Source organism: Ruegeria sp. K11 (assembly GCF_056531905.1).
Genome location: NZ_JBQFMP010000021.1, coordinates 13833 through 38878, shown reverse-complemented (window position 1 = coordinate 38878; position 25046 = coordinate 13833). Strand labels below are relative to the sequence as shown.

Below are 25046 nucleotides of genomic sequence, written 5' to 3'. Positions count from 1 at the left end.
GTTGTCTTGGTCTTGACGTTGGCAGCCGCAAACAAGCTCCGCTTCGTTCCGGCCATGCAGTCCGGGGACGACAAAGCTGCCCGCCACTTGGTTCGCTCCATTGAAATCGAAACTGTGATCATTTTTTTTATCCTTGCTGCAACCGCGACGCTTACCAGCGTTCTGACCCTACCGAATTGAGGTATTCCGTGAACAGGCCGGACTATTTACTCGTCCCGTTTGTCAGCTTCGCGACGGGCGCAATTGCTGGTCACGAAATGGACGGCTGGAATTTGTCCGGTGGGCAGACCCTTTACGTTGAACACTGCCCGCGCCGCCCCATGACGAAACCGGGCATACATGGCACTACGACAACCAGCTTCTATTCGAATTCACTCAGCTAGGAGGCGAAGAGGCGTTAGCCGCGGGTGGCGTCGATGGCTTATCCACACATCGGGTCCGTCGGACCACGTTCACATGGATGGAGTTGCGACTGAGTTAAGCGCGATAGGTCGCGTGGGCATGTCCGATCCAACGGACTTGGTTTCCTTTGTGTTGGACGAGCCTGCGCTCTTTGAGGCCGGGGCAACATGGAGCTACACCGACACCTGCTACACTCTGATCATGGGGGCCGCGACGGATGCAAGCGTGTTCGAACTTGGCGCTGAACGCCTGCTTCTGCCGTTGGGCCTCACAGCCACGGTTCCGTCGGACAGAACAGCGCGCGAAGGCATTGCGGTTGGATGCACCATAGACGGCAATCCCGGCGGCCTCGCGCCTCGAACGATCAATGGCGACGGTCGCCTGACATAGAACCTAGTTGTCGAATGGACAGGGGGAGGACTTGCATTCGTCTCAACCGACATTGCTCGCGGGGGGAATGCGTTTTTTCAGGTGCTGCCATGAACAATGAGCATTTGGGCTCCTTGCTGGACGGTGTGGCGGTCCATCCTGATGCACCGGGCGTGTTCTACGGCGCCGGCATCGCGATCTACCGGGAAACCCCGCACGGTCCCGTATTCGGTCACGGCGGCTGGTTTCCCGGTTACGTCTCAAGTCGGAGGCATTATGCACACCACGACCTCACAATTGCGTTCCAGATCAATCGCGACGTGGGTGTCGTAGACGATAGCACTGATCTGGTTCCGGCCTTTGAGGAGGCGCTTGCCCGAAGTCCCTTGGACGTCACCCAATCCCGGACCATCCGGGCATACTGTCGGGCTGAGATGTGCAAACGCTCATGGAGACGGTCTGGCCAAAGATACTCGGACCCGACCATGATCTCATTTTCCATCCACTTCTCGACGGAAGCAGGTGTACCTTCGGAAATTTCGAAGCGTGCCGGTTTCTGCGTTTTGCTTTGCTGAATGGACACGCGCCCCTTGTTCTGTCCCGGTGCCGTGACATCGGCTACTTTCTTCTTCACCAGACCACAGCCGTTCAGTTTGCTGTTGAAACCGAAGAACCGCCAATTGATCATGACCGCTTTCGTGTAGCATCATGTCATTGAAGGTCATTTCTGAGGGCAGACCAATGGTTCACACTGATGTTTTTGACACGCAGCTAACGGAACTATTTGAATGGCGTCGCGACTTTCACGCACATCCGGAAATTACTTTCGACGTTCATAGAACCGCCGGTTTGGTTGCCGAGCGCTTGCATGAGATGGGTGTCGACGAAGTTCATACTGGTATTGGGAAAACCGGCGTCGTTGCGGTGATAAAAGGCGAAAGTATAGCAAGCGACAAAGTGATTGGCTTGCGGGCGGACATGGACGCTTTGCCCATGCAGGAGCAGACAAATCTTCCTTACGCGTCTAAGATAGAAGGCCGAATGCATGCCTGCGGACATGATGGGCACACAACGATGCTGCTGGGCGCTGCTCGCTATCTCAGCGAGACCCGTAATTTCAACGGAACTGCGGTTCTGATTTTCCAACCAGCGGAAGAGGCGGAAGGCGGTGGCCTCGCCATGGTTCAGGATGGTCTGATGGACCGTTTTGGTATTCAAAGCGTTTTTGCGCTTCATACGTCTCCTGGTCTGCCCATCGGCCATTTCTCGACTCGTCAGGGTGGCATAATGGGGTCAGCGGACCTCTTTGAAGTGCAAATAACTGGCAAAGGTTGCCATGCAGCTTTTCCACACGAGGGTCTCGATCCGGCCATTGCCGTTGCCCAGATCATCCAGGGTTTCCAGACGATTGTGTCGCGTTCAATAAATGCGTCGGCGCAGCATGTCGTTTCAATCACGCAAATCCACATGGGGACAGCAGATAACATCATTGCTGAGACAGCGGAGATCAGAGGGACCGTGCGCAGCCTATCCAGCAAGGCACGTGCTTTGGGTAAACAAAGGATGTTCGAAATTTGCGCGGGTGCAGCGTCCATGACGGGTACGGACATCCATCTCAATTACATCGACGATTTGCCGGTGACAGAGAACGACCCGACACAAACCGACTTTGCCATAGATGCGGCCACCAAACTGGTGGGCTCCGAGGCAGTTGACGGCAACCGAACGCCAACCATGGGCGGAGAGGATTTTTCGTTCATGCTTGAGCAGCGTCCCGGCAATTTCATGTTTATCGGCAACGGAGACAGCGCGGCATTGCACAACCCGGCCTTCGATTTCAATGATGACGCACTCGCTTATGGCTGCGCGTACTTTGCTACGATTGTTGAGCAGAAATTGGCGATCTGACACGCATGAACGTTCGTTGTCAAAGCGGACGATGGTGCTACCGCAGCGAATTGGAGCTTTGCCCGCACCTGCTCTGGTCAAATAACTATTCGAAGAATATCCCACGACAAATCCAATGGAGGCCGAGAGCCCAAAACGACCGGATTTCGACAGAAGAAACTGGCCTATAATGCTGCTTTGATGGGTGTTGCCACCTGATAGCCTATTGCGCAGCACCGTTGCCTGATCGCAGTCTGATGGCCCTGTCGCGGTTTTTCCCCAAGCATTTCCCGGTCTAGCGTCAGACGGCGGTCAAAGACCGCCCTTTGGAAAGCCCGTATATGTTGCGCTTTGGTCCTGGTGATAATTCGCCATTGTCCGGTCAGTCAGAACCGTTGACGTCTGGCCGTCGTCCAGAATGATCTGCTGATCGCTGGGACCGGAATACCAGCGAATATTGAACGCACAGAGCCACGGGAAGATCATGACCTCTGCGTAGGCCGGAATGTTGTCCCGGATCCACCACGCCAGAGGTTTGGGGTCTTGGGTCTGTTCAAACCGAGGCAGATACCACGGAATTACAATCGAAACTGTCCCGCCGAAATGCCCGTCGGTATCCCTGTGGTCCCAGATATGGCGCGCCGCACTGTATGTGTTGTCCGAGCAGTAATAGCCGCCCTCCGCGCTGCCGGTTTCCGTCAGTTTTTGATGACAGAACCCGTTCACCTCGGCCGACCTGAAAGCACTGCGCACGGTGACATGGCCAAAGGCGGCATATAGGGGCTCCAGAATGTTCTCACACAAGTTGCGCCCGACCTCGATCGCAAGATCGGGATCGTCGGGTATGTTTTGCATCCCGTGGAAATTAGCCACTTCGCTATAGAGCATCTCGCGCATGAAAAAATGCTCGGACAAGCGAACGCGACCCAGTTCGGTCAAAGCGGCGACACTGGTGGGCTTTTTGATCGGACCCTCCTTTCTACCTGCGCTCGTATTGAGGTTTGCCGAACGACGCTTCCCATTCCTCGGGGGTAAACCCTTCGACGATGTCTTTGGTCTTTTCCATGTCGCGGGCGACGGCCGGACGCGCTGCGATAGCAGCAAACCAGCGCTGAACATTGGGAAACTCTGCGATGTTCTGGCCCTGCCGTTCGGCAAGACGGCACCAGGGGAAGATGGCCATGTCAGCAATGGTGTATCGATCGGCGGCCACCCAATCGCGGCCATCAAGCCTGCGGTCCAGAACGCTGTAGAGCCGCCCGGCTTCATTGGTATAACGCTCTTGCGCATAGGGCAGAACGACCGCGCCGTTCGGATTCATGGGCGCGTACATATTGAAGTGGTGCGCCTGTCCCAGCATCGGACCAAACCCGCCCATCTGCCACATCAGCCACTTGATTGTGTCCCATCGGCCCTGCGTGTCATCGGGCAGGAACTGTCCGGTTTTTTCCGCCAGATAGAGAAGGATCGCACCGGATTCGAACAGCTCGATCGTGCCGTCCGGCGTGTCGTGATCCACAAGGGCGGGGATCTTGTTGTTGGGGCTGATCCGCAGGAATTCCGGTGCGAACTGATCGCCTGCGTCGATATCGACCCAATGCAGCCGATAGGTCAGACCGCATTCTTCCAGCATGATGTGAATCTTCTGCCCGTTGGGCGTTTGCGCCGAGTAGAAATCAATCATGAAAACCCCTCTGTCAGCCCTTGGTGTACCAGCCGTTGTCGACATAAAGGGCCGCGCCGTTGACAAAGCTGGCCTCATCCGAGGCAAGGAACAGAACGGCGTTTGCCACCTCTTCAGGTTCGCAGATGCGGCCTTGGGTGGCGGCAAGATCGCCGTCTTCCCATTGTTGCCCCTGGGCATCCAACTCGGCAATCTCGCGCAGCCCATGGGCGGTTTTCACGAAACCCGGACAGACCGCGTTGCAGCGGATGCCCTGGTCCCGATATTCAACGGCGATGGTCCGTGACAGCTGCAAAACCGCGCCTTTCGACATGCAGTAGAGCGATTCAAGCGCATATCCCAGTTCCGACGCGATCGAGGCCGTGATCACCACGGAACCGCCCCCATTCACGGCCATTTCGGGCAAAGCGCGACGACACACCAAGAACGCGGATTTGACGTTGATGTCCATCAGCCGGTCATAGTCTTCCTCGGTGGAGTCGTGCAGCGGTTTGACGATGATTGTGCCCGCATGATTGAACAGCACGTCATAGGGGCCGACGTCTGATTTGATTGCGTCAAAAGCGGCGTCGATCTGGTCCGCTTTCGTAACGTCCGCCTGAAAGAGCCACGCCTCGCCCCCCGCATCGCGGATCATGCTGACGGTTTCGTCCCCGGCCTCTTTCTGGATGTCGATGATGGCCACCCGCGCGCCTTCCTGCGCAAACAATAGCGCCGTGGCGCGCCCCATCCCGGCTGCGCCGCCGGAAATCACGGCGGTCTTCCCAGCCAATCGCCCTGTCATGATCAAATCCTCCCCATCAGATCGTTCAGATGCATTCTCCGCCATCGACCACAAAGGCGTGCCCGGTCATGAACGAAGACTTGTCCGAGGCAAGAAAGACGATGGCTTCGGCAATCTCCTCGACCGTTCCGAACCGTCCCATAGGGATGGTGTCGGCCACGTAAGCCTCCAGCTTGTCGCGCCCACCCATCTGCGTTTCAAAGCCAAGGTTGAACGGCGTATCGATGAAACCGGGGCACAATGCGTTAAAGCGGATATTCTCTTTGGCGTAATCGGCGGCCATCTGGCGGGTCATCGCCAGAACGGCGTGTTTCGTCGTCGCGTATGCGATCATCTCGCGGTCGAACTGTACTCCGGAATTTGAGGACGTGATCACCACGCTGCCACCGCCCTGCTGACGCATCGTCGGCAGAGCGGCTTGGGCGGCCACGAAATGCGACCGGACATTCAGCCGCCAGGACAGATCCATGTCATCGACGCAAACCTGTTCCAATTTGCCCTCAATCTGAACCCCAGCATGAGAATGAATAATGTCCAGGCGCCCTTCGTCATGGACCGTCTGTTCGATGGCTTTGGTGAGGGTTGCGTCATCCGTGACATCGACCTCGCGCGCGGTCGCTATGCCCCCGCATTTGGTAATGCTTTGGGCGACTGCCGTGGCGGCCTCGGCATTCCTGTCTGTCACAATCACATGCGCGCCTTCGCGCGCCATTGCCCGCGCGCCTGCAGCCCCGATACCCGAACCCGCGCCAGTTACGAATGCAACACGATTGTGCAACAGCATTGAGGTCTCCTAAAGGTTGGATCAGCGCTTGTCGCCGCGCCTGAGAATGAGTTGCGCGGCGACCAGCAGAACAAGGGATGCCAGCATCACCATCGTGCCGATCGCATTGATTTCGGGTGTCACGCCGCGACGGATCGAGGAAAAGACGTAAATCGGCAGGGTGGTTTCCGATCCGGCCACGAAGAAGGCGATGATGAAGTCGTCGAAGCTGAAGGTGAAGCTTAGCAGGAAACCTGCCAGAATGGCGGGCGCAATCAGGGGCAGGGTGATCAGCCGGAATGTGCGCAAAGGCGGAGCGTAAAGGTCAGCGGATGCCTCGGACAGTGCCCCTTCGAGGCCTTGCAACCGCGCGCGGACGATCAGCACGACAAGCGCCAGCGTAAACATGGTGTGCGCGGCGATCAACGAGGGCATGCCCATGGACAGGGCAGGGGCGGCCTCTGGATCGGACCAGATGCTTTCCAACCACGGGTTCACCACATCAAATACGGTGACAAGGGCGATCAGAGTGGCGATGCCGATCACGATGCCGGGGATCATGACGGCGATATAGATGATGGCGTCAAACACCGCGCGCACTGGGCCCTTGATGCCTTGCAGACCCACAGCGGCGAGTGTCCCCAGAATGCTGGCCAAAGTCGCTGAGACGAAGGCAACAAACAGGCTGTTGCCCAAGGCCTCCATCACAAAGGGGTTGTTCAACGCGCGTCCGTACCACTTGATCGAGAAGCCTTCGAACTGGCTAGCGCTGCGACCGGCACTGAAGCTGAACAAGGCGATGATGGCGATTGGTGTGTAGAGGAAAACGTAGACCATCAGGGAATAAAGACGCATCCCATGCCCCTCACATGATAGACACGTCTTCGCGCTGGGCACTCAGCCGCGAAATCAGACGCATATAAATGGTGACAGTCAAAAGCATCACCAGGATCAGCATGACAGCCACCGCCGAGCCAAAGGCCCAGTTGCGCGATTGCAGGAACAGATCGACCAGTGCGTTTCCGACAAAGAACACTTTGCCGCCGCCTAAAAGTGCGGGGATCAGGAACTCTCCCATCAGCAGGATGAAAACCAGCATACAGCCGGTGGCGATGCCCGAGATCGACATGGGTAGCGTAACGCGCAGAAAGGTTGTCAGCGGGTTCGCACCCAGATCGGCGGACGCCTCAAGCAGACGTTTGTCCAACCGGTCGAGCGCCACGTAGATCGGAAATACCATCAGCGGAAGATAGCCATAGATGATCCCGATGGTGACGGCCGTCGGGGTGTAGATCAGGCGCACATCTTCCAGACCAAAAACCGCCAACAGCGCGGGCAAACCCTGCCCGCCGAGGATGAAAATCCACGCATAGCTGCGGATCAGGATCGAGGTCCAGAAAGGCACAATCACCAGCACCAATAAGACGGTTTTCCATTTGGGGTCGGTTTTGACCGCCAGTTGATAGGCCAGCGGGTAGGCAATGATCAAAGCGGCCAAAGTGCCCAATGGGGCCAGCGTCAGCGTGTTCTTGAACGCCGTGAAACGTGCCGGCAAATTCGCATATTGTTCAAAGGTAAATGCGGGCACCCACCCTCCCGAGGGTGCCCGCTCTCCAAAGCTGAACACCAGCACGACGGATAGCGGAAGAACAAGCATGACCAGCAGCCACGCCCCTGCGGGCGCAACCAAAAGCCAGTTTCTTTCGCGGTTCGTCATGCTGTGTCCGATCAGGCCGATTTGAACCGGGCCATCAGCTCGGCACGGTTCGGGTCCGTGAGTGTGGCGGCCGCGCCAAATTCCAACGCACTCAGACGTTCAGCTGCAGGATAGAGAATAGGATCGTTCAGCACCGACTCGGGCAGCAGCGCATTGGTGCGGCTGTCGGCAACCGGATACCCGTGTGCCAGAGCTTCGCGTGCGTTCACCTCGGGTGAAAGCATGAAGTTGATCAGCGCATAGGCCGCATCCTTGTGAGGAGCGCCCTTCGGGATGGCGTAGTAATCGCTCCAAAGCTCGCCACCTTCGCGACCCAGTGCAAACGCAATCTCTGGCATGTCGGTGCTGAGCTGCTTGCCATCGCCCGTCCAGCAGATCGTCAGCCAGGCATCGCCTGACCGCATGCCGGGCTGATAGTCGGACGTGATCGCAAACAGATGGGGTTTGACGTCAATCAGCAATTTCTCGGCGTCCGCCAACTCGGCCTCATCCACGGAATTGAAAGAATAGCCGTGATAGTTCAGCGCCGCGCCGATGGTGGTCAGCTGGTAGTCATGCACCATGGTCCGGCCAGTAAAGTCATCCATCGTCCGGTCGAAGAACTCTTTCCAGCTGTCAAAGGGCTTGCCGTCATTGTGCGAGGTGTTGATGGCCATCCCCGTGGTGCCCCAGTTTTTAGGCACTGCATAGACCACACCGTCAACGATACCCGCGTCCGAGAACCGCGGATCGAAGGATTCAGGGTCATAGTTGGGCAATTTCGACAGATCGAGCGGCTCGATCAGGTCTTCGTCCACATAGGTCGTGATCGTGTAGTTCGTGGGGACATACACATCCCAGCCGCTGCCCCCAGCCTGCAACTTGGCCAGCATCTCTTCGTTTGAACCAAAGACATTGACCTGCGCAAAGGCGCCGGTTTCATCCGTGAAAATGTCAAAGTTGGCAGGGTCATGGTAGTTCGGCCAGGTCGCCAGCACGACCCGATCGCCGATGTCACCCGCAAACGCGCGCGAAGGGGCAAGCCCCGGCACGGCCCCGGCCATTACGGCAGCGGCAGCTCCCAGACCGGTTGTTCCCAGAAACTGACGTCGCGAGATCGAGCCTTTTTCATAACGCCGCAGTTCTTCCATGAACTTTCGTTTTGAAATGTAGGTATCGTCTTTCATGTTGCTTCTCCCAGTTAGGTGATTTTCGGTCTTCTTTTCGTTATTCCGGTCGCAGGATCAGTGCGGCATCCGGCGTCCAGTGAACCCAGACTGTGTCGCCTTTTCCAAGGGCCGACAGCCCTGCGTCTGATTGGCGGGGGGCCAGTACCGTGATGTTCCCAAGTTGTTCGTGGCGAACCACATATTCGGTGTGTTCCCCCAGAAAGATGCGGTTTTGCACAGTTGTCTCCAGCCCACCGGGCACGTCCGAACGGCTGAGTCTGATTTGTTCGGGGCGTACGCTCAGACAACCAGGCTGACCGGCGGCCAATTCGCTTTTGGCGGCGCTGGCAAATGTCTGACCGGTGACAAGTTTTATCCCGCTTTCGCAGCCGGAGCTGGCGGCCACTGTTCCGTCGAAAAAGTTCGACGTCCCGACGAAGTCGGCGACATAGCGCGTGGTTGGTCGGTCGTATAGGTCCTGTGGGCTCCCGGCCTGCAAAATCTCGCCTGCGCGCATCACGCAGATCCTGTCAGAGAGCGACAGCGCCTCTTCCTGATCATGCGTGACCAGAACGAAGGTTATGCCCAACTGGCGCTGAATGTCCTGCAATTCGATCTGCATTTCCTTGCGCAGCTTGCGATCCAGCGCCGCCAGCGGTTCGTCCAGCAATAGCAGTTTGGGTTCGTTCACGATGGCGCGGGCCAAAGCCACGCGCTGTTGCTGACCGCCCGACATTTCCCAAATTCGGCGTGCCCCAAATTCACCCAGCCGCACCGTTTCCAGCACTTTGGCGACGCGGTCCGCGATCTCGGCCTTGGGCAGGCGGGGTCGCCGCTGATCCAACCCATAGGCAATGTTTTGGGCCACAGTCATATGCGGAAACAGGGCATAGCTTTGGAACACCATGTTGACCGGACGGCGGTAGGGCTCAAGCGCCGAGACGTCCTCGTTGCCGATCAGAACCTGGCCCTCAGTCGGGGTTTCGAAGCCTGCCAGCATTCTGAGTGCGGTGGTCTTGCCGCACCCGGAGGGGCCCAGAAAGGACAGAAACTCACCCTTTTGAATGCTGAGATTCATATCGTTCACAGCCACGACTGCCCCATAGCGCTTCGAGACACCCCGCATCTCGGCGATGGGTGTCAAAAGATCCTCAGATTGGACTCCGTGATCCAGCAAGATTTCCCCCCGCAAGACTTTTCAGTCAGTGAGCGTCTATAACGCAACTGGGAAAATTTTCTAGAAAAATGGCTTTATGTAAATATGATCTTTGTTATAGATTATTTTGAATTGCAGAAGGTCGACAAGATGCCGACGGATTGGAACCAGCAGACAGCACAGTGTCTGGATGCGCTGGGAAGTCCCGATTTCCCAGCCACTCTTGCCGAGGGCGTGCGTAGCGTAGTGCCTTATGAATACACGGTTGTTTTCGGATACCGAGGGAACGAGAGACCCCTTGCCCTGTTCGATGACTTCACGCCCGAGCGGCAGAAACTGCATGTCGATGAGTATCTTGAGGGGCCCTATTTAATCGACCCGTTCTTTCTGGCAAGCACAGGGGAAACGCCGCCTGGCATCTGGCGCCTGAAGGAAATCGCCCCTGACCGGTTCTATCAGGGTGAATATTTCCGCAGCTACTATGCCCAAACCGGACTGGCTGAAGAAGTTGGATTCCTGATGGACGTAGATGACCGTCTTTCGATCGTCGTATCGTTGATGCGGACCGAGAAGAAATTCAGCAAAACTGAGATGCGGGTTTTGTCGGATATCCAGCCAGTCGTGGACGCGCTTTGCCGCCGTCATTGGTCGGATACAGAAAGAAAAGACAGGGCCAAAACATCTGAACTCATGAACCAGAAAGTCTCCACCGCTTTCAAGTCAATCGGCGACGGCGTTTTGACCCCGAGAGAAGGTCAAATAGTTGAGCTGACGCTGCGCGGACATTCCTCTGAAGCGATCGGGAAGCTTCTGAGCATTTCTCCCGGCACCGTGCGCATACACCGGCGCAACGTCTATTCCAAACTGCGCATCAACTCGCAGGGGGAATTGTTTTCAGTTTTCTTGCAGACCATGGGAAATGAGTAAACAATTGGTTAGCCGCTGATTTGGGCCAATGTTGAACTGATGCTGGTCGCAGTGTCCTTCATGGGTCGGGCGCTGAGCCCTTATGTGCGGTTCGATGGGACCGTGACACAGGTTGATACCGAGAATTTCGCCCTGGACGCAATCAAGAAGGTCTTGCCAAAAGAACTTTGGTTGAGCGGGGCATCCGCCAGAGTGGAGCTCCAGAAACGGACCTTCCCGCCGGGAAGCGAACGGCGGGAAGTGTTCTTGCTCCAGTACCTTCCAATGTTGGTCGTCAGGTTTTCGTTTGGATTACGCGACGCGCCTTAATCGACCAGCGCCGTGGCGAAACCAACACCTCCAAACACCAAAAGGTTTGGAATGAACGTACAATCGGCGCAAAGATCGGGATCCCTGAAACGGGTCGTCGACAAGCGCACATTGGTTCCCAGCACGAAATGGATGTCTTCGGCGTTCTGAGCAAATTCAAGTACGTTTGAACCCGGTGTACGGTCGGCATGCGTGAAGTGCGCTCCCATCTCCTTTGCGAAATTGGTCAGGATGGTATCTTCCCCGGTATCGGGCAGCCCGGCCAGGGTGATGTTGATATCCGGGTCGGCCATCGCCTCGCGGATTTTTTCAGCCGTGTCCAGCGGGCCCACACCTTCGGGTAGGGGGACATTCGTGCGAACAACTGACATGTTCAGCGGGAAGTAGGCCGGGGTGATATCTGAAATACCCTTGCGGCGTTTGTTGATCGCATAAGCGCCACCGATTACGTCGAAACAGCCCGCGACATCACGGCCTTCGCCGGTGCAGTCCACATCATCGGCCGTGGCAAGCCAGCGATACATGTTGTTGTTGCCGGTCTCTTCAGTAAACTCGACCCAATCCAGGTCAACGTCAGACCCATAATGGGCGTTCAGCTTGTCGATCACGATATCCCAGTAATCGACGGACAGGCCCACAGGCTCACTTGGGTCAGGCCCCGGCACGGACCAGGGCGATCCAACCGCAATCCAGCCAAGCCGCAAACTGCCCCGATCCATGACCGTATCCAGAAGTGTCCCATCGGCGACATCCGGATAGGCGTAGTCGGTCGAATTGACGAGGGTTTTGTCGGACAAGTCGGGCAGCTCGAGCCCGTATTTCTTCAAGACATCGACATATGCCGGATCTTCGATTGCCTCGCCCATGGCGGCAACCATTGCGGATTTCAGATCCTGTTGTGCGATTGCCGGCAATCCTGCGGTGATCAGCGCGGCTGCTGCCGCCATTGTGCCCTTTAGCATTCATTTCCTCCCATACTGACCCGGCGGTCAGAGGTTGGAATTGGCCTCCGACAACCAAGCTGGGCAAAAGTATGCGACGGTTGCGGCATAAAGGCTTATTATAATATCAGACGGTTTCCATCTTGTTTTTTGCTACAAGACAAGGCCGCCAAATGGCGGCCCTTTCCAAGACTGTCAAAACTCAGGCCGCGTAAGTGCCGCGCGCAGGGTAGTTGTTTTCAAGTGCGTAACCCACTTTGGACAGCAGCATTTTTAGGTCAGGACGGGCCCATGGCATGTTGGAAATGTCCGCCAGATAAAGACGCCCATCGGGACGTATCCAGAACAGGCCCGGCTCGGTAAAGATATCGGCCTCAACATCCTTGAAAGCCTTCGAAATCCAAAGACCCCAGTCTTTTGCCTGATCGACTGTCAGCGAATGCGCAACACGCAAATCTCCCAGCCCCCATTCATCGACCGATTTCTGCGCCAGCTCTTCCGTGTTCATTGACGCGACCACCACCGAGAAACCGGCGTCATGGTAATCCTTCAGAACCTCGACGAGACCATTCAGGTAGTTGTTGCAGACCGGGCAATGGTGGCCGCGATAAAACAGCACCATCGTAAAGTTCTCCGGAGATTCAGCCGCCAGATCAAAGGTTCCGCCACCAACAAGCGGCAATTTCAGATCGGGGGCCTGTGTGTCAGGGGTCAGTTTCGCGCTCATGGCGGTGCTCCTTTTGAAATTCTGTATTTACGGGTTTAGGTCCTGACCGCCGTAGGGCGTAATCAAATTCCCTGTTGGTTTGTATCAACAACCTTGCTTGCTTCGCGTTCATAGATTTTCGGTGCGATCGCGAAATACATATTCAACGCATCGTGGATCACCTGATGCAGATCATCCGGGGCAGGCAATTCCAGAACATGACGCCTCCAGGCATAGTGCAGCAATCCACCATGCATCTGCCATGCCGGTTCCAGTTCCGGGACCGAGACAAAGGGTAAATCCGGCCCACCCAGCTCAACCCGATGTTCGCGCACCAGCTGGCGCAGGATCAGCTCTTCAACAAGGGTGTTGTACCATTGATTGATCCGCGTATCGCGAAGACCCGCGAAATGCGAAATACGCAACCAGCGCGGGTTGAAATTGGCCTCGGCATAACATCGGTAAAAGGCCTCGAACCGGTCGCGCACCGAGCGTTTGCGATCCGACAGCCCTTCATCCCATGACGGGTTCCAGCTTTCCAGGTATTCCTTTCGGTAGACAGCTTCGATCAGGCTGTCCTTGTCAGGGAAGTACCGATACAAAAGCGGCTGCGTGACCCCGACCCGTTTTGCTATGTCGCGCGTACTGCCGCCAAAGCCCACCTCGGCAAAATAATCTGCTGCAGCCTCAACAATATCGCGCGCCCGGTCTTCAGACGACTTCCGACGTCGCTTTGCAGCCGGTTTCCCATGACCGTCTTTGGCCATCTCGGGCACTATGGTCTCTTTTGACTCGGGCACAGCAATCTCATGTCAGCGGGTGTGATAATTCATTCGTACCAGAGGCCAAGATCGGATACAGCAATAAAGTGATCATCTGATAACTTATTTTGTTGAGACACAGGAAAATGATAGTTTGGGGACGCCGAACATCCATCAATGTCCAGAAAGTAACATGGGTTCTTGCCGAGTGCGGTCAGCAATACGATCTGATCGAGGCGGGCGGTGCCTTTGGCGGTCTACAGGACCAAGACTACCTGTCATTGAACCCCAATGGCCGCGTTCCCACCCTCATCGACGGCGATCTGACACTTTGGGAATCAAACGCCATCTGCCGTTACCTGATCAATGCCTATCGAGGACCTTTGGCAGGTGACACCGCGACTGATACCGCGCGCGCGGATATGTGGATGGAGTGGTTTCAAAGCACACTCTACTCGGCTTTCATCGCCATGTTCTATCAGACGGTCCGTTTGCCCAAAGCTCAACGTGATCCGGCAGCGTTGGAGATCGCGTTGGAAACGCTACATTCGGGCTTCAGGATCGCCGAAACAGAACTTTCAGCGCAGCCTTTCCTTGCAGGCGAAAAACTGTCGCTGGCGGATGTCCCGTTCGGGGCCTGTCTGTTTCGTTACTTCACGGTAGATATGAATCGGCCCGACTGGCCTGCCATCGGAACCTACTATGAACGGCTGCGCGCCCGCCCCGCCTATAGGGAAAACGTTATGATCGACTATTCCAGCCTGCGGGCGCCTAACTAGGCGGCGAACTTCACGCGCATTCCATTTCGAGGAAGTTCATTGTGGCCAGAGAAAAGGCCTCGGGCGCGTTCACGTTGACGATATGTCCGGCATCCGGGATCATCACGAACTGACCGTGTTTGGCGGCCTCGGCCATCTCTTGCATGACAGCCGGGGGGGCGCCTTTGTCCTCGGACCCCGCAATAAACAGTGTCGGAACGTCGAGGCTTGGGAGGTGCCTGAGGTAATCCAGCTGTTTCAAGGCCGCAGCGCATCCCCTGTAGCCGTCATCGGTGGTCTTCAGAAACTCGGCTTTCAGATTGGCGACCTGTTCGGTCTCGGCATCGCGGAAAGCAGGCGTCAGCCAGTTGCCCAGTGATCCTTCCCACAGGGCGGCGACGCCTTTTTCATTGATCACAGCGGTGCGTTGATCCCAGCTGTCGCGGAAGGGCTCGGGCGCATCGGCACGGGCCGCGGAACACACGATCCGGTCGATGCGGTCCGGCGCACGCAGGCCCATCCCCAGCGCGGTCATGCTGCCCATCGAACAGCCCATGACACTGGCGTTGGGGACATCGTAGCGGTCAAGAACCCCCAGTGCGTCCGACACCAGATCATCAAGGCTGTATGGCCCCTCGGGCGTTGCACTTTCGCCATGACCGCGCGTGTCCACGCGGATCACCCGGTAATGTTCCTCTAACAGAGGCAGTTGCGGGTTCCACATGGTTGTCGTGGTGCCCAACGAGTTGAGGAGTAAGATGACCGGAAAGTCTTTCTTTCCGCTGACAATCGAGTGGGGGACATAGTCCATCAGGAAGCTTCCATTTCTTTAGGGGCGGCAGGGGCAACGCCAGACAGGCGCGGTACAACATCATTTGCCAAAACATCAATCTGTTTCAATGCCTTGGCCGGGGGCAGGCCGGGATCAACGGAATGCAGCACCCCAAATGCCCCGACCTGCGCACGGAACTGCTTCAACTGCCTGACAACGTCACTGGCGGTGCCAGCCATGATAAGTTTACCCGCTTCAGTCGAACTGGAACCATGCCTGCGCAGAAAAGGTTCAGCCAATCTGGTCCGATACTCGGCAACTTCACAAGGATCATCCGATACAAAAATACAGCGCGCCACATGCCAATGCGAATGACGCGCCCGCCGTCCTGCATGAGTTGCCCCGATTACAAAATCCGTCCAACAGCGCGCAACACGGCACGCGGATTGCCAGCACGGGGAAAGCGCATGAAAACCGTTTCCGGCGGCACGGCGCATATCCGGGGCCATCCGGCTTCCGCAAGTCGCCAAGACTTCCGCCTTGTACGCATGACCCAGATCAGCGGAATAATTCGGAGTCGCCCGCCCATCGACGAACAGGGTTTCAATCATCTGGGTCGTTGTGCGATCCCGCGTTGTCGTTACGGCGGGCATTGCAACCACCAGACGGTCGTGCCAACGACAGGACAATCGGCGCATCGTATCGGCCATGACCCGAGGAGACCGCCCAACAAAATCCTTGCCGTTTACCGCAATCTTGAGATGTTTCGTTGGAGACAGGTCTTCTATTTCTGTCGCGTGAAGGCCGGGAATGAAGGCCTGCCGCAGGCCGTACTCATCCGCTTTGCCAACAAGCGCCCGGACATCCCGTTGCGACAGAACATCCGCGCCGGTCGCACGAATCCAACCAATCTCCATAGGTGCCCTCCCTGACACACGGCAAAGAAAACGCCGCCCTTACATGGTAAGAGCAGCGTCGTTTGAACGAAAAATCAGATTATCTCGGGCAAGCTATCAGGTTTTATTGTAGCCCGAGCGAACCGCTATTGAAGTTGATACTCGACCGGCCAGTCATGTCCGACCTCTTTGGCCGCGTCGATGTAATCCTGCATGACTTTCAGTGCAGGTAGACCGCGCCCTTCGGCCTCGGTTGCCTGCAGCTTCGGGAAGTCTGACAGACCCTCGGCCCAGGCAACGCGCACCTCTTGCGGCAGTTCCTTGATGATCGCGCCATTTTCAGCCAGCTTTGCCAGACCCGAGGTCTGAACCTCGTCCATCAGCGCGCCGTTTCTGGCTTCCCATTCCCGGCCGACCTCAAAGATGATCTCACGCACGTCCTCGGGCAGGCTTTGCAGCTTGTCCTCGTTCATGGTCATCATGATCACCGGCATCGCACCGAACCCAATCAGCGTGTAATAGGGCGCTGGCTCGTAGAACTTGAAGCCGTTATAGGCAGAAGGCACCATCAGCCAGCCGGAATACACACCGGTTTTCAGGGCCAGATACCCTTCGGGCAGGGTGGATTGCACCGGGATGGCCTCGATATAGTCCAGCCAGGGCAGGTTCGGGCCCGCGCCGCCGACTTTGACCCCCTTAAGGTCTTCGATCGTGTCCCATTCTTCCTTCGTGCCCAGATGATAGTTGTCCCATACGCCCAGACCCAGGAACCGCTGACCGAATTCATTGACCATCACCTCTTTCAGCCAGGGATTGGCGTCATACACCCGATGCGCGGCCTCAACCGCGTCCGAGGATTTCTCGGGGCCGAAGGCCAGATAATAGGGGAAATTGTGCAGGAACATCTTGGACGGTTCAAAGCAGATGCAGAACGCGCCAACGTCCAGAATCCCCTGCTGTACCGATTCCAGCGTGTCCGCCACACCAGCGATTGCGCCACCATAGGCTTCGATGAACTGAACATTATGTTTCGTACGTTCCGCGACCCGTTTGGTAACTTCGGGCACGAAGAATTCGGCCATCGTGTTCACGTAAGGTGTAGGCCCCTGTGGATGCCCAGACCCGATACGCAGCGTGAAGGTGTCGGCAACGGCAGGTGTCGCCGCGCCCAACATCGCGGCAACGGCGGGCCAGGCCAAATGGCGCAGCAATGAAGTCATAAGTTCCTCCCTTGGGCAGAGATGCCCCATCATTATTCTGGGTCGCCCATGCTGTTCCGGCGCGACCGATTGCGTGGGGAGGGTCCCACCAAATAAAAAATTTATCAAGTGATAAATAAGATCGTTGCGCGAACGCGCTTATCGCCTTAGCTGTAGGTCCAAGCCCAAGAGGAGGGGTTGCATGATTTTTCGCCGTGCCATCTGGCTGGCTCAGGCCATTCACATCGTTTCATCGCTTTGGGTGTTTATCCTGGCACTGGTCATTCTGGTGGACGTGTTCGGGCGAATCCTGTTTTTGGCCCCTTTGCCGGGCACCAAGGAAATCCTGCAGAACTCGGTCATTCTGGTGACATTCCTTCAGCTGCCGCTTGCGATCTATTCAGGCTCGATGCTGCGCACAACTTTGCTGGTGGCCGCGATGCCGCGCTTCCTGCAACGAATCATGCGCACGGTCTGCTACCTGCTGGGCTTTGCCCTGTTCATGGCCGTTGGATCGGCCACCATCCCCGAGGCGTTCGAGGCGCTTCGATTGAGCGAATACGAGGGTGAAGGCGCGCTGCGTATCTACACATGGCCAATCCGGTTCATGATTGCCGCCACCGCGTTTTTTGCCGCGTTTGCATATGTTTGCATGATAGTTGCCGATTTTCGCGGTGACCTGCGCCTCAACGATGCGCTGACCGATAACTGAACGAGGCCCGGAACATGACTGCGACCATCTTTCTCTTTCTGGCCATCATGATGGGCCTTGTGGCCATCGGCGTTCACGTTGCGGTCGCGCTTGGCGTGGCCTCGGTTGTGGGTGTCTACTGGATGCTGGGCAGCGTCGATATTGCGCTATCCCTGCTGTCGGGCACGGCCTATGAAGCACTGCGCAAGGACATCTTCATCGTGATCCCGCTTTTCGTTTTGATGGGAGAGTTCATCTCACGCTCTGGCGCTGCAAAGGACATTTTCACTGTCTGCAACCGCGCGTTCATGCGCCTGCCCGGAAACCTCGCCGTGGCAACCGTAACCGGCAATTCGATCTTTGCCGCAATCACTGGCGTCTCAATCGCCTCGGCCGCCACCTTCTCGCGCCTTGCCTATCCTGAAATGGTCGCGCTTGGGTACAGCCGCAGTTACGCGCTGGGTGTGGTGGCCGGAAGCGCGTGTCTGGGGATGCTCATCCCCCCTTCGATACTGATGATCATCTGGGCCGTCCTGACCGAGATATCCATCGGAGCCCTGTTCATCGCGGGTCTGTTGCCCGGATTGGTATTGGCCGCGTTTTTCGTGGGTTACTGCGTTCTGAAAGCGAAACTGAACCCCCAAACCGCGCCCGCATACTCCCCCGATCTGGTCAAGGATGTGCCAGCGGCGCAAAAGCGTTCGGAACTGATTTCCGGGCTGTCCGTCGTCGGCCTGATCATGATCGTGATCGGCGGTATCTGGGGCGGTGTCCTGACCCCGACCGAGGCCGCCGGGTTTGGTGCCATCGGCGCGCTGATCGTCGGTCTAGTCAAAGGGATGGGCCGCAGCGACTTGCTCGACGCCATATACCGCGCCGGTCGGACCACGGCACCATTGCTGATTCTGCTGGTCATGGCATCGCTCTATTCCCGCTTCCTCGCTATGGGCGGTGCAGTTCAGGTCATCAACGGAACCATGCTGTCCATCAGCGAGAATCCGGTTGTGATAATGCTGATGATCTTTCTGATCTGGCTCTTGCTGGGGATGTTCATCGACTCGACCTCGATCATCCTACTTACGGTTCCGATCTTCGCGCCGATTGCAGCCGGCATGGGCATTGACCAATTGGCCTTTGCGATCTTCGGCATCCTGGTGATCGAGGCCGGGCTACTTACGCCGCCATTCGGGTTGCTTATCTTCACGGTAAAGGCTGCTGTCCCGGACCCGTCCGTGAAACTGGGCGAGATTTTCAACGGCTCGATCCCCTATTGGATCATGATCCTGATCGTTGCGGTTCTGGTTCTGGTCTTCCCGCCTTTGGCTAACTGGTTACCCACCAGCCTTTTGTAGACCAGATCCCATGGATGGATTTGAACCTAACGTCCCAGTCGAAGGCATCAGAAAGGTAGATAGCAAACATCAGAAAGTTTCAGTTTTTTGATGGTCTGCGCTGTTCCAAACTCAATCCAAACCCAAGGAGGAGCCCCAATGAAGCTGTCGTTTTTTACGATGCCAATCCACCCGCTAGACAAACCCGTGGCGCAAAGTCTGGCCGAGGATCGCGAAGCTTTCCTGCTTGCTGACAAGCTGGGGTTTGCCGAGGCCTATTGTGGGGAACATACCACCGATCAGGCCGAAATCATCACCTCTTGCGTGGCCTTCCTGAGCAGCATTGCCTATGAGACCAAGAACATCCGGCTGGGTACGGGCACGGTCAACTTGCCGAACTCTCACCCCGCGCGGGTTGCCGCCGAGGTGGCAATGCTGGATCACATGCTGGAAGGTCGGATGAATTTCGGCATCTCGCCGGGCGGGTTGATGTCGGATGCCGAGGTTTTCGGTAACCTCGACAATGATCGCAATGCCATGTTCCTGGAATGCATCAACATGGTTTTGGACATCTGGGGCGGTGACGCCCCGTATAACCTGAAAGGCGACTTCTGGGAGGTTTCGACCGGGCGCACGATGATGCCCGAGATCGGGCAGGGTGCCATCATGAAACCCTATCAAGACCCGCACCCGCCGATTGTGGGCACCGCTGTCGCTCCGTTTTCAAAAGGTGTCACAGCTATGGCTGAGCGGGGCTGGCAGCCGATTTCAGCGAATTTCCTTCTGCCCAAATGGGTTGCCACCCATTGGCCGAACTATGTCAAAGGCTGTGAGGCCGGTGGATTTACCCCCGATTTCTCCGACTGGCGTGTGGCCAAGAATATCTGCGTCGCCAAAGACATGGAGACCGCCCGCACCTATGCGCGCGATCCGGGCAGCCCTTATGTCTACTATTTCTCGCAACTGCTGACCAAACTTAAGAAAGGCGGTCGGGCGAACTTGTTCAAGGAAGACCAGAACATGCCCGATGATGAGGTGACGCTGGACTACGTGCTCGACAAGCTGGTGATCTATGGCGATCCAAGTTCGGTCGCGGACCAGATTCTGGCGCTGCGGGAAGAGACGGGGCCGTTCAAACATCTGGTCTATGCGGGCCATGACTGGACCGACTACGAGATGGGCCGCGACAGTATGATCCTGATGGGCGAAAAGGTCATGCCGATCCTGGACGAGGCCACCAAAGCCGAGCCTGCGGCTGTCGCAGCTTGAGCCGTCCTTTGCGCCTGTCCGGTGGATCTTTGGGTCCGCCGAAAGCAGACAAAGTTTCAGGAGGTCCCAAATGAACGTCGTGGTCGAAAAACCCGCAATTGATCCAAAGGCCTTTCGCCGCGCGCTTGGCAATTTCGCGACGGGTGTGACGATCATCACCGCCCGCGCCCCCGACGGTACTCATGTTGGGGTGACCGCCAGCAGCTTCAACTCGCTGTCCATGGACCCGCCTCTGGTTCTGTGGAGCAGTATGAAAGAGGCGCGTAGCTGCGCCATCTTTGAACAGGCAAGCCATTTCGCTGTCAACGTGCTGGCGGCTGATCAGATGGAGATGTCCAACCATTTCGCGCGCCAGCAACCCGATAAATTCGCGAGTGTTGAATGGGAGGCCGGGATCGGCGGGGCTCCGATCTTTCCCAACTGCGCGGCGCGTTTTCAATGTGAAACCTATGCCAAGCTGGATGGTGGCGATCATTGGATTTTTGTCGGGCGGGTTCTGGATTTCCATGATTTCGGCCGCGCACCGCTGTGTTTCCATCAGGGCTCTTATTCGATGGTGTTCAACCATCCGGGCACAGGCGAGAAAAACCAGACAACCCCGGTCGGGGATCGTATGGGCGGCCATTCCTTCTTTATGATGCTGCGCGCGGTGCGGGCTTATCAGGAGCGCTATCAGCCCAAGCTGGAAGCGCTTGACCTCAGTGTGATCGAGGCGCGGATTCTACTGGTATTGAACGATCTGGACGGGATCAGCGCCGAAGAGCTGGTATCACATCTGCACACGAGCATCACAGAAACTCGGGCCTCACTGGCCAGTTTGGCTGGGTTCGGGTTTGTCACCGAAGACCGGGACTCCTGCCGCCTGACCGAAGCCGGACGCAAAAAGGCCGAAGATTGCTGGTCGCTGGCCGAAGCGCATGCTGAAGACACGTTCCGGGATTTCGATCCTGAGGAGCTGGAGACTTTCAGCGCCGTTCTGTCCAAGCTGATTGACAGGTAGTTCCCGGTACGGGTGATGCACGTCAACGCCCATTCCTTGTGGAATCAAACAGTGTTAACGTCCGCCATAAAGGTGGATGGCTGAATGAAACTGCAACAATTGCACTACTTTGCCGCGGTGTTTGAGCAAGGGTCGTTCTCGGCGGCGGCAGAGCGGGTGAACGCCACGCAGTCCGGCCTGTCGATGCATGTCAGCCAGATCGAAAAGCGGTACGGTGTGCAATTGTTCGAACGCTCCTCATCCGGAGTTACCCCGACCGAGGCGGGGCGGTCCTTCTATCAGGTCGCGGTTCAGGTCCTGGCGGTCGCCCGTCAGGCCGAAGACCGGTTGAAAACACTGTCCAGTTCGGTTGTCGGTCACGTCCAGGTTGGCTTGATGCCCACATTCACCCGCGCGGTTCTGACCAAGACGTTGTTGCGCTTTAGCGCGGAGTACCCCGAGGTCCGCGTGTCAATCTCCGAAGCCTATTCCGGGGCACTGGCGCATGCGGTGATCGAAGGGCAATTGGATTTTGCGGTAGTCCCCGCCTCGTATCATGCAAGCGACGTGTTGCGTTCAAAACCCATGGGGGAAGACCGTGAATGCCTTGTCTGCGCACCAGATACCGAATTGCCGAAAACCGGTGTCGGCATCAATCTGCGGGATCTTCCGCCTTTGAAACTGGTCCTGCCCGGCCCAGAAAACGCACGTCGACACCAAATCGAGAATTACCTTGCACTAAACGAGATTGAAGTGGCGGACATGATGGAGCTGGACAGTATGCACGGTACGCTGGGTCTGGTTGCCGAGTCCGATTGGTCCACGATCCTGCCCGGTATCCTTTGTCTTCCGGATCTGGATGGTCGGAGGCGCCAGGTCGTACCGTTGTCCAGCCCCGAACTGACAGTGAATTACGCGCGGATCGAAACCCGCAAACGCCCATTGAGCCTTGCAGCACAGGCCTTCGCGGACACCCTGCAGGAAGAGTTGAATTCCGCGCTCGAAATCGAACCCGTCAGCGTTTGAAGTAAATTTCGAAGGCTGGTTGCAAATCATGTCTCATCTATGTCCGACATCGGCATCAAGCGTTCAGCAGCGCCGAAGTACTTATCTCCTGTATTGGAGACATCTTTTCTGTCTAAGTGCAGCGGACACAGCTTCATGCGGAGCACGGCAAAAGGTGCACGTCGCGTAAGGCCTTGATACATTGTGGGGAAAGGATGGTGGGTGATGAGAGACTCGAACTCCCGACATCTTCGGTGTAAACGAAGCGCTCTACCAACTGAGCTAATCACCCGTGATGGCTCATTTAGCCAAGCCCGCGGGCGGGTGCAAGAGGGTGATGAGTAATTTATCGCATCATAGGCGACGAAAAATGCTCAGGCGCGCATTTCGTTCAGGGCGGTCAGCAGCTGCGCAATTTCCTGTTCCGTATTGTAATGGCACAGCGAAATGCGAATGCAATCGGTCAAACCCAGTGGTGTCAGAACATTTCCGCTGTAATGGTCGGCTTTGCGTGTGTGTGTGCGAATACCCTGGTCGTTCAGGCGGGTGACAACATCCGGTGACGGGACATCGCGGACGGTGATCGAGACCAGGCCCTCGCGGGCGGGATTGTCTGAACCTGCCAGAATCGTGATGTGATCCATATCTCGCAGTCCGGGCAGGTTGCCGATTCCGTTGATCATCGTGTTCGTCAGGTGGGTTTCATAGGCATGAACGGCCTGTCCTGCGGCATGAATGCGGCTGCGACGATCATCCGCGTCCGAGACCTGGGCGCCGAGCCAATCGAAATAGCTCACCACATCGGACATTGTCGCATAGGCTCCGGTATCGCGGGTTCCGAACTCCCACCCTTCAGCGGGGGCGTCGATCAGTTGATCATGTGGCAGGGCGGTCAGGCGGTCGGATATCCAGGCGATACCGTACCCGTGGCGGGAAAATACCTTGTAGGGAGAGATCGCGTATCCATCCACATCGTAGCTGTCCAGGTCCATCTGCCCGTGGGCCGCGTGTTGAATCCCGTCAACGATGATGAAGCAATCGGGTGCGACCGCGCGGATCGCCCGGGCAATTGCGGCGACGTCCATACCCATGCCTGTGACAGGGGATGCGTGCAGAATCGTCGCCACGGCCACGTCGGGGGTCAGATGCACACGGTAATCCTCGGCCGTGACAAGGCCCGTGTCATCGTCATGCGGGACATTGACATGGTCCAGCCCGACAATCCCGGCCCATCGTTGCGCCGCGCTACGGCTGGCAGGGTGTTCAATGGAGCTGCCGATCACTTTGCCCCCCTTGGGCGCGTTAACGCAGGCCGTTCGTATCATGCGAAACAGCAATTCGGTCCCGCTTTCGCCGACAAAGAACTGTCCGCCCGAGGCGTTCATGAAGACCGCCAAGTCAGATTTGGCCTGTTGGATAATGTCCACCAACGCGTGGCTGGCAATATTGTCCCTGCCCTGATTGTCCGGGATCGCTGCAAACTTTGCCGAGGTTTCGACCACCGAGTTCAACGTCAGAGCGCCACCGGCATTTTCAAAGAACACGCGCGGACCTTGAAACGGGCAAATGTCGACATGCGAAAACTTCGCGCGGATTGTTTCGATCAGGCCGGGGATTTGGTGCAGCATGGGCATGTCCTGTCAGATGTCGCCTTACAATCAGCCCTTTCACATAGCGGGATCAATCCCGTTTGCGACCTAAATTGCCGGACCCGGGCCGCGCAATCGCAAGAGATGCGTCAGCAATGGGCCTTGCTTGTCGCTTGCGGCCTCGGATATGCCCGAAGGAACCGCAACCCTTTGAACCGGAGGCACAAGATGATCAGCGCCTGGCGTCGCCTGTTTGCGGGAATTGCCTTCTGCGCTGTGCTGCTGATGCCGGTACGGGCTGTGGCGGATGAGGTACTGGTATTTGCTGCCGCCAGTCTCAAAACCGCGCTGGACGAGATTTCGCGAACATACACGCAAGAGACGGGTCAGGAAATTGTTGTGTCCTACGCGGCGTCTTCGGTTCTGGCCCGACAAATTCAGTTAGGTGCGCCCGCGGACCTGTTCATTTCGGCCAATGTCGCGTGGATGGATGTTCTGGAACAGGGCGGACAAATAGATAGCGCGTCGCGCCTGGACTTGCTGGGGAATGAGCTGGTTCTGATCGGCGCTCCGAATGCAGTGCCCCTTGAACTCACCGAAGCCGTTGATCTACGCGTTGTTCTGGATGGTGGACATCTTGCCATGGCGTTGGTCGATGCGGTCCCGGCGGGGATATATGGAAAGGCCGCCTTGCAGGAACTTGGAGTATGGGGGGATATCCAGAATCGCATCGCGCAGGCGGACAATGTGCGGGCAGCACTCGCCTTGGTAGCGGCGGGGGCCACTCCTTTAGGCATTGTCTACCAATCCGACGCCATTGCTGAAGACAAGGTGAGTGTGGTTGCCGATATTCCAACCTCCTTGCATCCTCCGATCGTTTATCCCGCTGCTTTGATGACAGAACCGGCAAAAGGGGCAGGGGCCTTCCTGACCTATCTGCAATCCGATCCGGCACGGGCGGTGTTTCTGAGGCAGGGATTTTCCCTGCCGGACGGGTGATGGG

The 25046-nt window shown here is 56.9% G+C and carries 27 protein-coding genes, 1 tRNA gene and 1 pseudogene; 13 read left to right on the top strand and 16 right to left on the bottom strand.

The genetic code is table 11. The annotated features are described in order from the left end of the window. From ACR0K4_RS21500 to ACR0K4_RS21480, 5 genes and pseudogenes are all read left to right on the top strand, one after another. On the top strand, positions 1–180 hold a 180-nt coding region (locus ACR0K4_RS21500; RefSeq protein WP_480855710.1), incomplete at its 5' end, for a CopD family protein. 124 nt (positions 181–304) lie between these two features. After that, positions 305–418: pseudogene (locus ACR0K4_RS21495) on the top strand (c-type cytochrome); the annotation flags it as partial. An 83-nt stretch (positions 419–501) separates the two neighbouring features. Beyond that, positions 502–792 carry a hypothetical protein gene (locus tag ACR0K4_RS21490; protein ID WP_480855709.1) on the top strand — a complete coding sequence of 97 codons (291 nt, stop codon included), beginning with the start codon at positions 502–504 and terminating at the stop codon, positions 790–792. An 89-nt stretch (positions 793–881) separates the two neighbouring features. After that, positions 882–1346, top strand: a complete 465-nt coding sequence (locus ACR0K4_RS21485; protein ID WP_480855708.1) for a hypothetical protein — start codon at positions 882–884, stop codon at positions 1344–1346. A gap of 166 nt (positions 1347–1512) precedes the next feature. After that, on the top strand, positions 1513–2679 hold the full coding sequence (locus ACR0K4_RS21480; RefSeq protein ID WP_480855707.1) for a M20 aminoacylase family protein: 1167 nt from the start codon (positions 1513–1515) through the stop codon (positions 2677–2679). A gap of 291 nt (positions 2680–2970) precedes the next feature. Here ACR0K4_RS21480 and ACR0K4_RS21475 read toward each other — a convergent pair whose 3' ends face one another. The 8 genes from ACR0K4_RS21475 to ACR0K4_RS21440 all read right to left on the bottom strand — a co-directional run bounded on the left by ACR0K4_RS21475 (position 2971) and on the right by ACR0K4_RS21440 (position 9931). Beyond that, entirely contained in the window at positions 2971–3573 is a 603-nt protein-coding gene (locus tag ACR0K4_RS21475) for a hypothetical protein (RefSeq protein WP_480855706.1), read from the bottom strand. A 64-nt stretch (positions 3574–3637) separates the two neighbouring features. Continuing rightward, the gene (locus ACR0K4_RS21470; protein ID WP_480521297.1) at positions 3638–4342 is read right to left on the bottom strand and encodes a glutathione binding-like protein; all 705 of its coding nucleotides are present in this window, start codon (positions 4340–4342) and stop codon (positions 3638–3640) included. A 13-nt stretch (positions 4343–4355) separates the two neighbouring features. Beyond that, entirely contained in the window at positions 4356–5126 is a 771-nt protein-coding gene (locus ACR0K4_RS21465) for an SDR family NAD(P)-dependent oxidoreductase (RefSeq protein ID WP_480521299.1), read from the bottom strand. A gap of 25 nt (positions 5127–5151) precedes the next feature. After that, on the bottom strand, positions 5152–5910 hold the full coding sequence (locus ACR0K4_RS21460) for an SDR family NAD(P)-dependent oxidoreductase (protein ID WP_480855704.1): 759 nt from the start codon (positions 5908–5910) through the stop codon (positions 5152–5154). 21 nt (positions 5911–5931) lie between these two features. Beyond that, positions 5932–6744 (bottom strand): ABC transporter permease, encoded by an 813-nt coding sequence (locus tag ACR0K4_RS21455; protein ID WP_480521303.1) that lies wholly within the window; start codon positions 6742–6744, stop codon positions 5932–5934. Between the two features lie 10 nt (positions 6745–6754). Then, complete coding sequence (locus ACR0K4_RS21450) at positions 6755–7606, bottom strand: ABC transporter permease (RefSeq protein ID WP_480521304.1); 852 nt, start codon at positions 7604–7606, stop codon at positions 6755–6757. An 11-nt stretch (positions 7607–7617) separates the two neighbouring features. Continuing rightward, the gene (locus ACR0K4_RS21445; protein ID WP_480521306.1) at positions 7618–8772 is read right to left on the bottom strand and encodes an ABC transporter substrate-binding protein; all 1155 of its coding nucleotides are present in this window, start codon (positions 8770–8772) and stop codon (positions 7618–7620) included. Positions 8773–8812: 40 nt separating this feature from the next. After that, a complete protein-coding gene (locus ACR0K4_RS21440; protein WP_480521308.1) occupies positions 8813–9931 on the bottom strand; it encodes an ABC transporter ATP-binding protein in 1119 nt (372 codons plus the stop codon). 111 nt (positions 9932–10042) lie between these two features. Here ACR0K4_RS21440 and ACR0K4_RS21435 point away from each other — a divergent pair, with 111 nt between their 5' ends. Then, positions 10043–10837 carry a helix-turn-helix transcriptional regulator gene (locus ACR0K4_RS21435; RefSeq protein WP_480521309.1) on the top strand — a complete coding sequence of 265 codons (795 nt, stop codon included), beginning with the start codon at positions 10043–10045 and terminating at the stop codon, positions 10835–10837. Between the two features lie 305 nt (positions 10838–11142). Here ACR0K4_RS21435 and ACR0K4_RS21430 read toward each other — a convergent pair whose 3' ends face one another. The 3 genes from ACR0K4_RS21430 to ACR0K4_RS21420 all read right to left on the bottom strand — a co-directional run bounded on the left by ACR0K4_RS21430 (position 11143) and on the right by ACR0K4_RS21420 (position 13593). Continuing rightward, the gene (locus ACR0K4_RS21430; protein WP_480855702.1) at positions 11143–12108 is read right to left on the bottom strand and encodes a hypothetical protein; all 966 of its coding nucleotides are present in this window, start codon (positions 12106–12108) and stop codon (positions 11143–11145) included. Positions 12109–12289: 181 nt separating this feature from the next. Further along, positions 12290–12814 carry a peroxiredoxin-like family protein gene (locus ACR0K4_RS21425; protein WP_480521313.1) on the bottom strand — a complete coding sequence of 175 codons (525 nt, stop codon included), beginning with the start codon at positions 12812–12814 and terminating at the stop codon, positions 12290–12292. Positions 12815–12876: 62 nt separating this feature from the next. Then, the gene (locus ACR0K4_RS21420; protein WP_480855701.1) at positions 12877–13593 is read right to left on the bottom strand and encodes a TetR/AcrR family transcriptional regulator; all 717 of its coding nucleotides are present in this window, start codon (positions 13591–13593) and stop codon (positions 12877–12879) included. A 107-nt stretch (positions 13594–13700) separates the two neighbouring features. Here ACR0K4_RS21420 and ACR0K4_RS21415 point away from each other — a divergent pair, with 107 nt between their 5' ends. Then, complete coding sequence (locus tag ACR0K4_RS21415) at positions 13701–14333, top strand: glutathione S-transferase family protein (protein WP_480855700.1); 633 nt, start codon at positions 13701–13703, stop codon at positions 14331–14333. A 10-nt stretch (positions 14334–14343) separates the two neighbouring features. Here the strand turns inward: ACR0K4_RS21415 and ACR0K4_RS21410 are convergent, their stop codons facing one another. The 3 genes from ACR0K4_RS21410 to ACR0K4_RS21400 all read right to left on the bottom strand — a co-directional run bounded on the left by ACR0K4_RS21410 (position 14344) and on the right by ACR0K4_RS21400 (position 17200). Beyond that, positions 14344–15123, bottom strand: a complete 780-nt coding sequence (locus ACR0K4_RS21410; protein ID WP_480855699.1) for an alpha/beta fold hydrolase — start codon at positions 15121–15123, stop codon at positions 14344–14346. Next, on the bottom strand, positions 15123–16001 hold the full coding sequence (locus ACR0K4_RS21405) for a hypothetical protein (protein ID WP_480855697.1): 879 nt from the start codon (positions 15999–16001) through the stop codon (positions 15123–15125). Before ACR0K4_RS21405 ends, ACR0K4_RS21410 begins: the two co-directional genes overlap by 1 nt. A gap of 125 nt (positions 16002–16126) precedes the next feature. Beyond that, positions 16127–17200, bottom strand: coding sequence for a C4-dicarboxylate TRAP transporter substrate-binding protein (locus tag ACR0K4_RS21400; RefSeq protein ID WP_480855696.1), 1074 nt, complete (start codon positions 17198–17200; stop codon positions 16127–16129). Positions 17201–17381: 181 nt separating this feature from the next. On the opposite strand from ACR0K4_RS21400, the gene ACR0K4_RS21395 reads away from it, so the two are divergent. The 5 genes from ACR0K4_RS21395 to ACR0K4_RS21375 all read left to right on the top strand — a co-directional run bounded on the left by ACR0K4_RS21395 (position 17382) and on the right by ACR0K4_RS21375 (position 22475). Then, positions 17382–17891 (top strand): TRAP transporter small permease, encoded by a 510-nt coding sequence (locus ACR0K4_RS21395; RefSeq protein WP_480521325.1) that lies wholly within the window; start codon positions 17382–17384, stop codon positions 17889–17891. A gap of 14 nt (positions 17892–17905) precedes the next feature. Further along, positions 17906–19222, top strand: coding sequence for a TRAP transporter large permease (locus ACR0K4_RS21390; RefSeq protein ID WP_480855695.1), 1317 nt, complete (start codon positions 17906–17908; stop codon positions 19220–19222). Between the two features lie 138 nt (positions 19223–19360). Continuing rightward, a complete protein-coding gene (locus tag ACR0K4_RS21385) occupies positions 19361–20470 on the top strand; it encodes an LLM class flavin-dependent oxidoreductase (protein ID WP_480855694.1) in 1110 nt (369 codons plus the stop codon). Between the two features lie 70 nt (positions 20471–20540). Beyond that, positions 20541–21470 (top strand): p-hydroxyphenylacetate 3-hydroxylase reductase component, encoded by a 930-nt coding sequence (locus ACR0K4_RS21380; protein WP_480855692.1) that lies wholly within the window; start codon positions 20541–20543, stop codon positions 21468–21470. A gap of 84 nt (positions 21471–21554) precedes the next feature. After that, the gene (locus ACR0K4_RS21375; RefSeq protein WP_480855691.1) at positions 21555–22475 is read left to right on the top strand and encodes a LysR family transcriptional regulator; all 921 of its coding nucleotides are present in this window, start codon (positions 21555–21557) and stop codon (positions 22473–22475) included. A 195-nt stretch (positions 22476–22670) separates the two neighbouring features. On the opposite strand, the gene ACR0K4_RS21370 is transcribed toward ACR0K4_RS21375, so the two are convergent. After that, a tRNA-Val gene (locus tag ACR0K4_RS21370) sits at positions 22671–22746 on the bottom strand. An 82-nt stretch (positions 22747–22828) separates the two neighbouring features. Next, positions 22829–24082: an aminotransferase class V-fold PLP-dependent enzyme gene (locus ACR0K4_RS21365; RefSeq protein ID WP_480855690.1), complete on the bottom strand. Its 1254-nt coding sequence runs from the start codon at positions 24080–24082 to the stop codon at positions 22829–22831. A 189-nt stretch (positions 24083–24271) separates the two neighbouring features. On the opposite strand from ACR0K4_RS21365, the gene modA reads away from it, so the two are divergent. Further along, positions 24272–25042, top strand: coding sequence for a molybdate ABC transporter substrate-binding protein (gene modA, locus ACR0K4_RS21360; RefSeq protein WP_480855688.1), 771 nt, complete (start codon positions 24272–24274; stop codon positions 25040–25042). Positions 25043–25046 lie beyond the last annotated feature (4 nt).

What these genes read in the sequence shown, in the direction of transcription:
- ACR0K4_RS21490 (WP_480855709.1), top strand. Translation starts at nt 502, where the DNA reads ATGTCCGATCCAACGGACTTGGTTTCCTTTGTGTTGGACGAGCCTGCG.
- ACR0K4_RS21485 (WP_480855708.1), top strand. Translation starts at nt 882, where the DNA reads ATGAACAATGAGCATTTGGGCTCCTTGCTGGACGGTGTGGCGGTCCAT.
- ACR0K4_RS21480 (WP_480855707.1), top strand. Translation starts at nt 1,513, where the DNA reads ATGGTTCACACTGATGTTTTTGACACGCAGCTAACGGAACTATTTGAA.
- ACR0K4_RS21470 (WP_480521297.1), bottom strand. Translation starts at nt 4,342, where the DNA reads ATGATTGATTTCTACTCGGCGCAAACGCCCAACGGGCAGAAGATTCAC.
- ACR0K4_RS21465 (WP_480521299.1), bottom strand. Translation starts at nt 5,126, where the DNA reads ATGACAGGGCGATTGGCTGGGAAGACCGCCGTGATTTCCGGCGGCGCA.
- ACR0K4_RS21460 (WP_480855704.1), bottom strand. Translation starts at nt 5,910, where the DNA reads ATGCTGTTGCACAATCGTGTTGCATTCGTAACTGGCGCGGGTTCGGGT.
- ACR0K4_RS21455 (WP_480521303.1), bottom strand. Translation starts at nt 6,744, where the DNA reads ATGCGTCTTTATTCCCTGATGGTCTACGTTTTCCTCTACACACCAATC.
- ACR0K4_RS21450 (WP_480521304.1), bottom strand. Translation starts at nt 7,606, where the DNA reads ATGACGAACCGCGAAAGAAACTGGCTTTTGGTTGCGCCCGCAGGGGCG.
- ACR0K4_RS21445 (WP_480521306.1), bottom strand. Translation starts at nt 8,772, where the DNA reads ATGAAAGACGATACCTACATTTCAAAACGAAAGTTCATGGAAGAACTG.
- ACR0K4_RS21430 (WP_480855702.1), bottom strand. Translation starts at nt 12,108, where the DNA reads ATGCTAAAGGGCACAATGGCGGCAGCAGCCGCGCTGATCACCGCAGGA.
- ACR0K4_RS21425 (WP_480521313.1), bottom strand. Translation starts at nt 12,814, where the DNA reads ATGAGCGCGAAACTGACCCCTGACACACAGGCCCCCGATCTGAAATTG.
- ACR0K4_RS21415 (WP_480855700.1), top strand. Translation starts at nt 13,701, where the DNA reads ATGATAGTTTGGGGACGCCGAACATCCATCAATGTCCAGAAAGTAACA.
- ACR0K4_RS21410 (WP_480855699.1), bottom strand. Translation starts at nt 15,123, where the DNA reads ATGGACTATGTCCCCCACTCGATTGTCAGCGGAAAGAAAGACTTTCCG.
- ACR0K4_RS21405 (WP_480855697.1), bottom strand. Translation starts at nt 16,001, where the DNA reads ATGGAGATTGGTTGGATTCGTGCGACCGGCGCGGATGTTCTGTCGCAA.
- ACR0K4_RS21400 (WP_480855696.1), bottom strand. Translation starts at nt 17,200, where the DNA reads ATGACTTCATTGCTGCGCCATTTGGCCTGGCCCGCCGTTGCCGCGATG.
- ACR0K4_RS21395 (WP_480521325.1), top strand. Translation starts at nt 17,382, where the DNA reads ATGATTTTTCGCCGTGCCATCTGGCTGGCTCAGGCCATTCACATCGTT.
- ACR0K4_RS21390 (WP_480855695.1), top strand. Translation starts at nt 17,906, where the DNA reads ATGACTGCGACCATCTTTCTCTTTCTGGCCATCATGATGGGCCTTGTG.
- ACR0K4_RS21385 (WP_480855694.1), top strand. Translation starts at nt 19,361, where the DNA reads ATGAAGCTGTCGTTTTTTACGATGCCAATCCACCCGCTAGACAAACCC.
- ACR0K4_RS21380 (WP_480855692.1), top strand. Translation starts at nt 20,541, where the DNA reads ATGAACGTCGTGGTCGAAAAACCCGCAATTGATCCAAAGGCCTTTCGC.
- ACR0K4_RS21375 (WP_480855691.1), top strand. Translation starts at nt 21,555, where the DNA reads ATGAAACTGCAACAATTGCACTACTTTGCCGCGGTGTTTGAGCAAGGG.
- ACR0K4_RS21365 (WP_480855690.1), bottom strand. Translation starts at nt 24,082, where the DNA reads ATGCTGCACCAAATCCCCGGCCTGATCGAAACAATCCGCGCGAAGTTT.
- modA (WP_480855688.1), top strand. Translation starts at nt 24,272, where the DNA reads ATGATCAGCGCCTGGCGTCGCCTGTTTGCGGGAATTGCCTTCTGCGCT.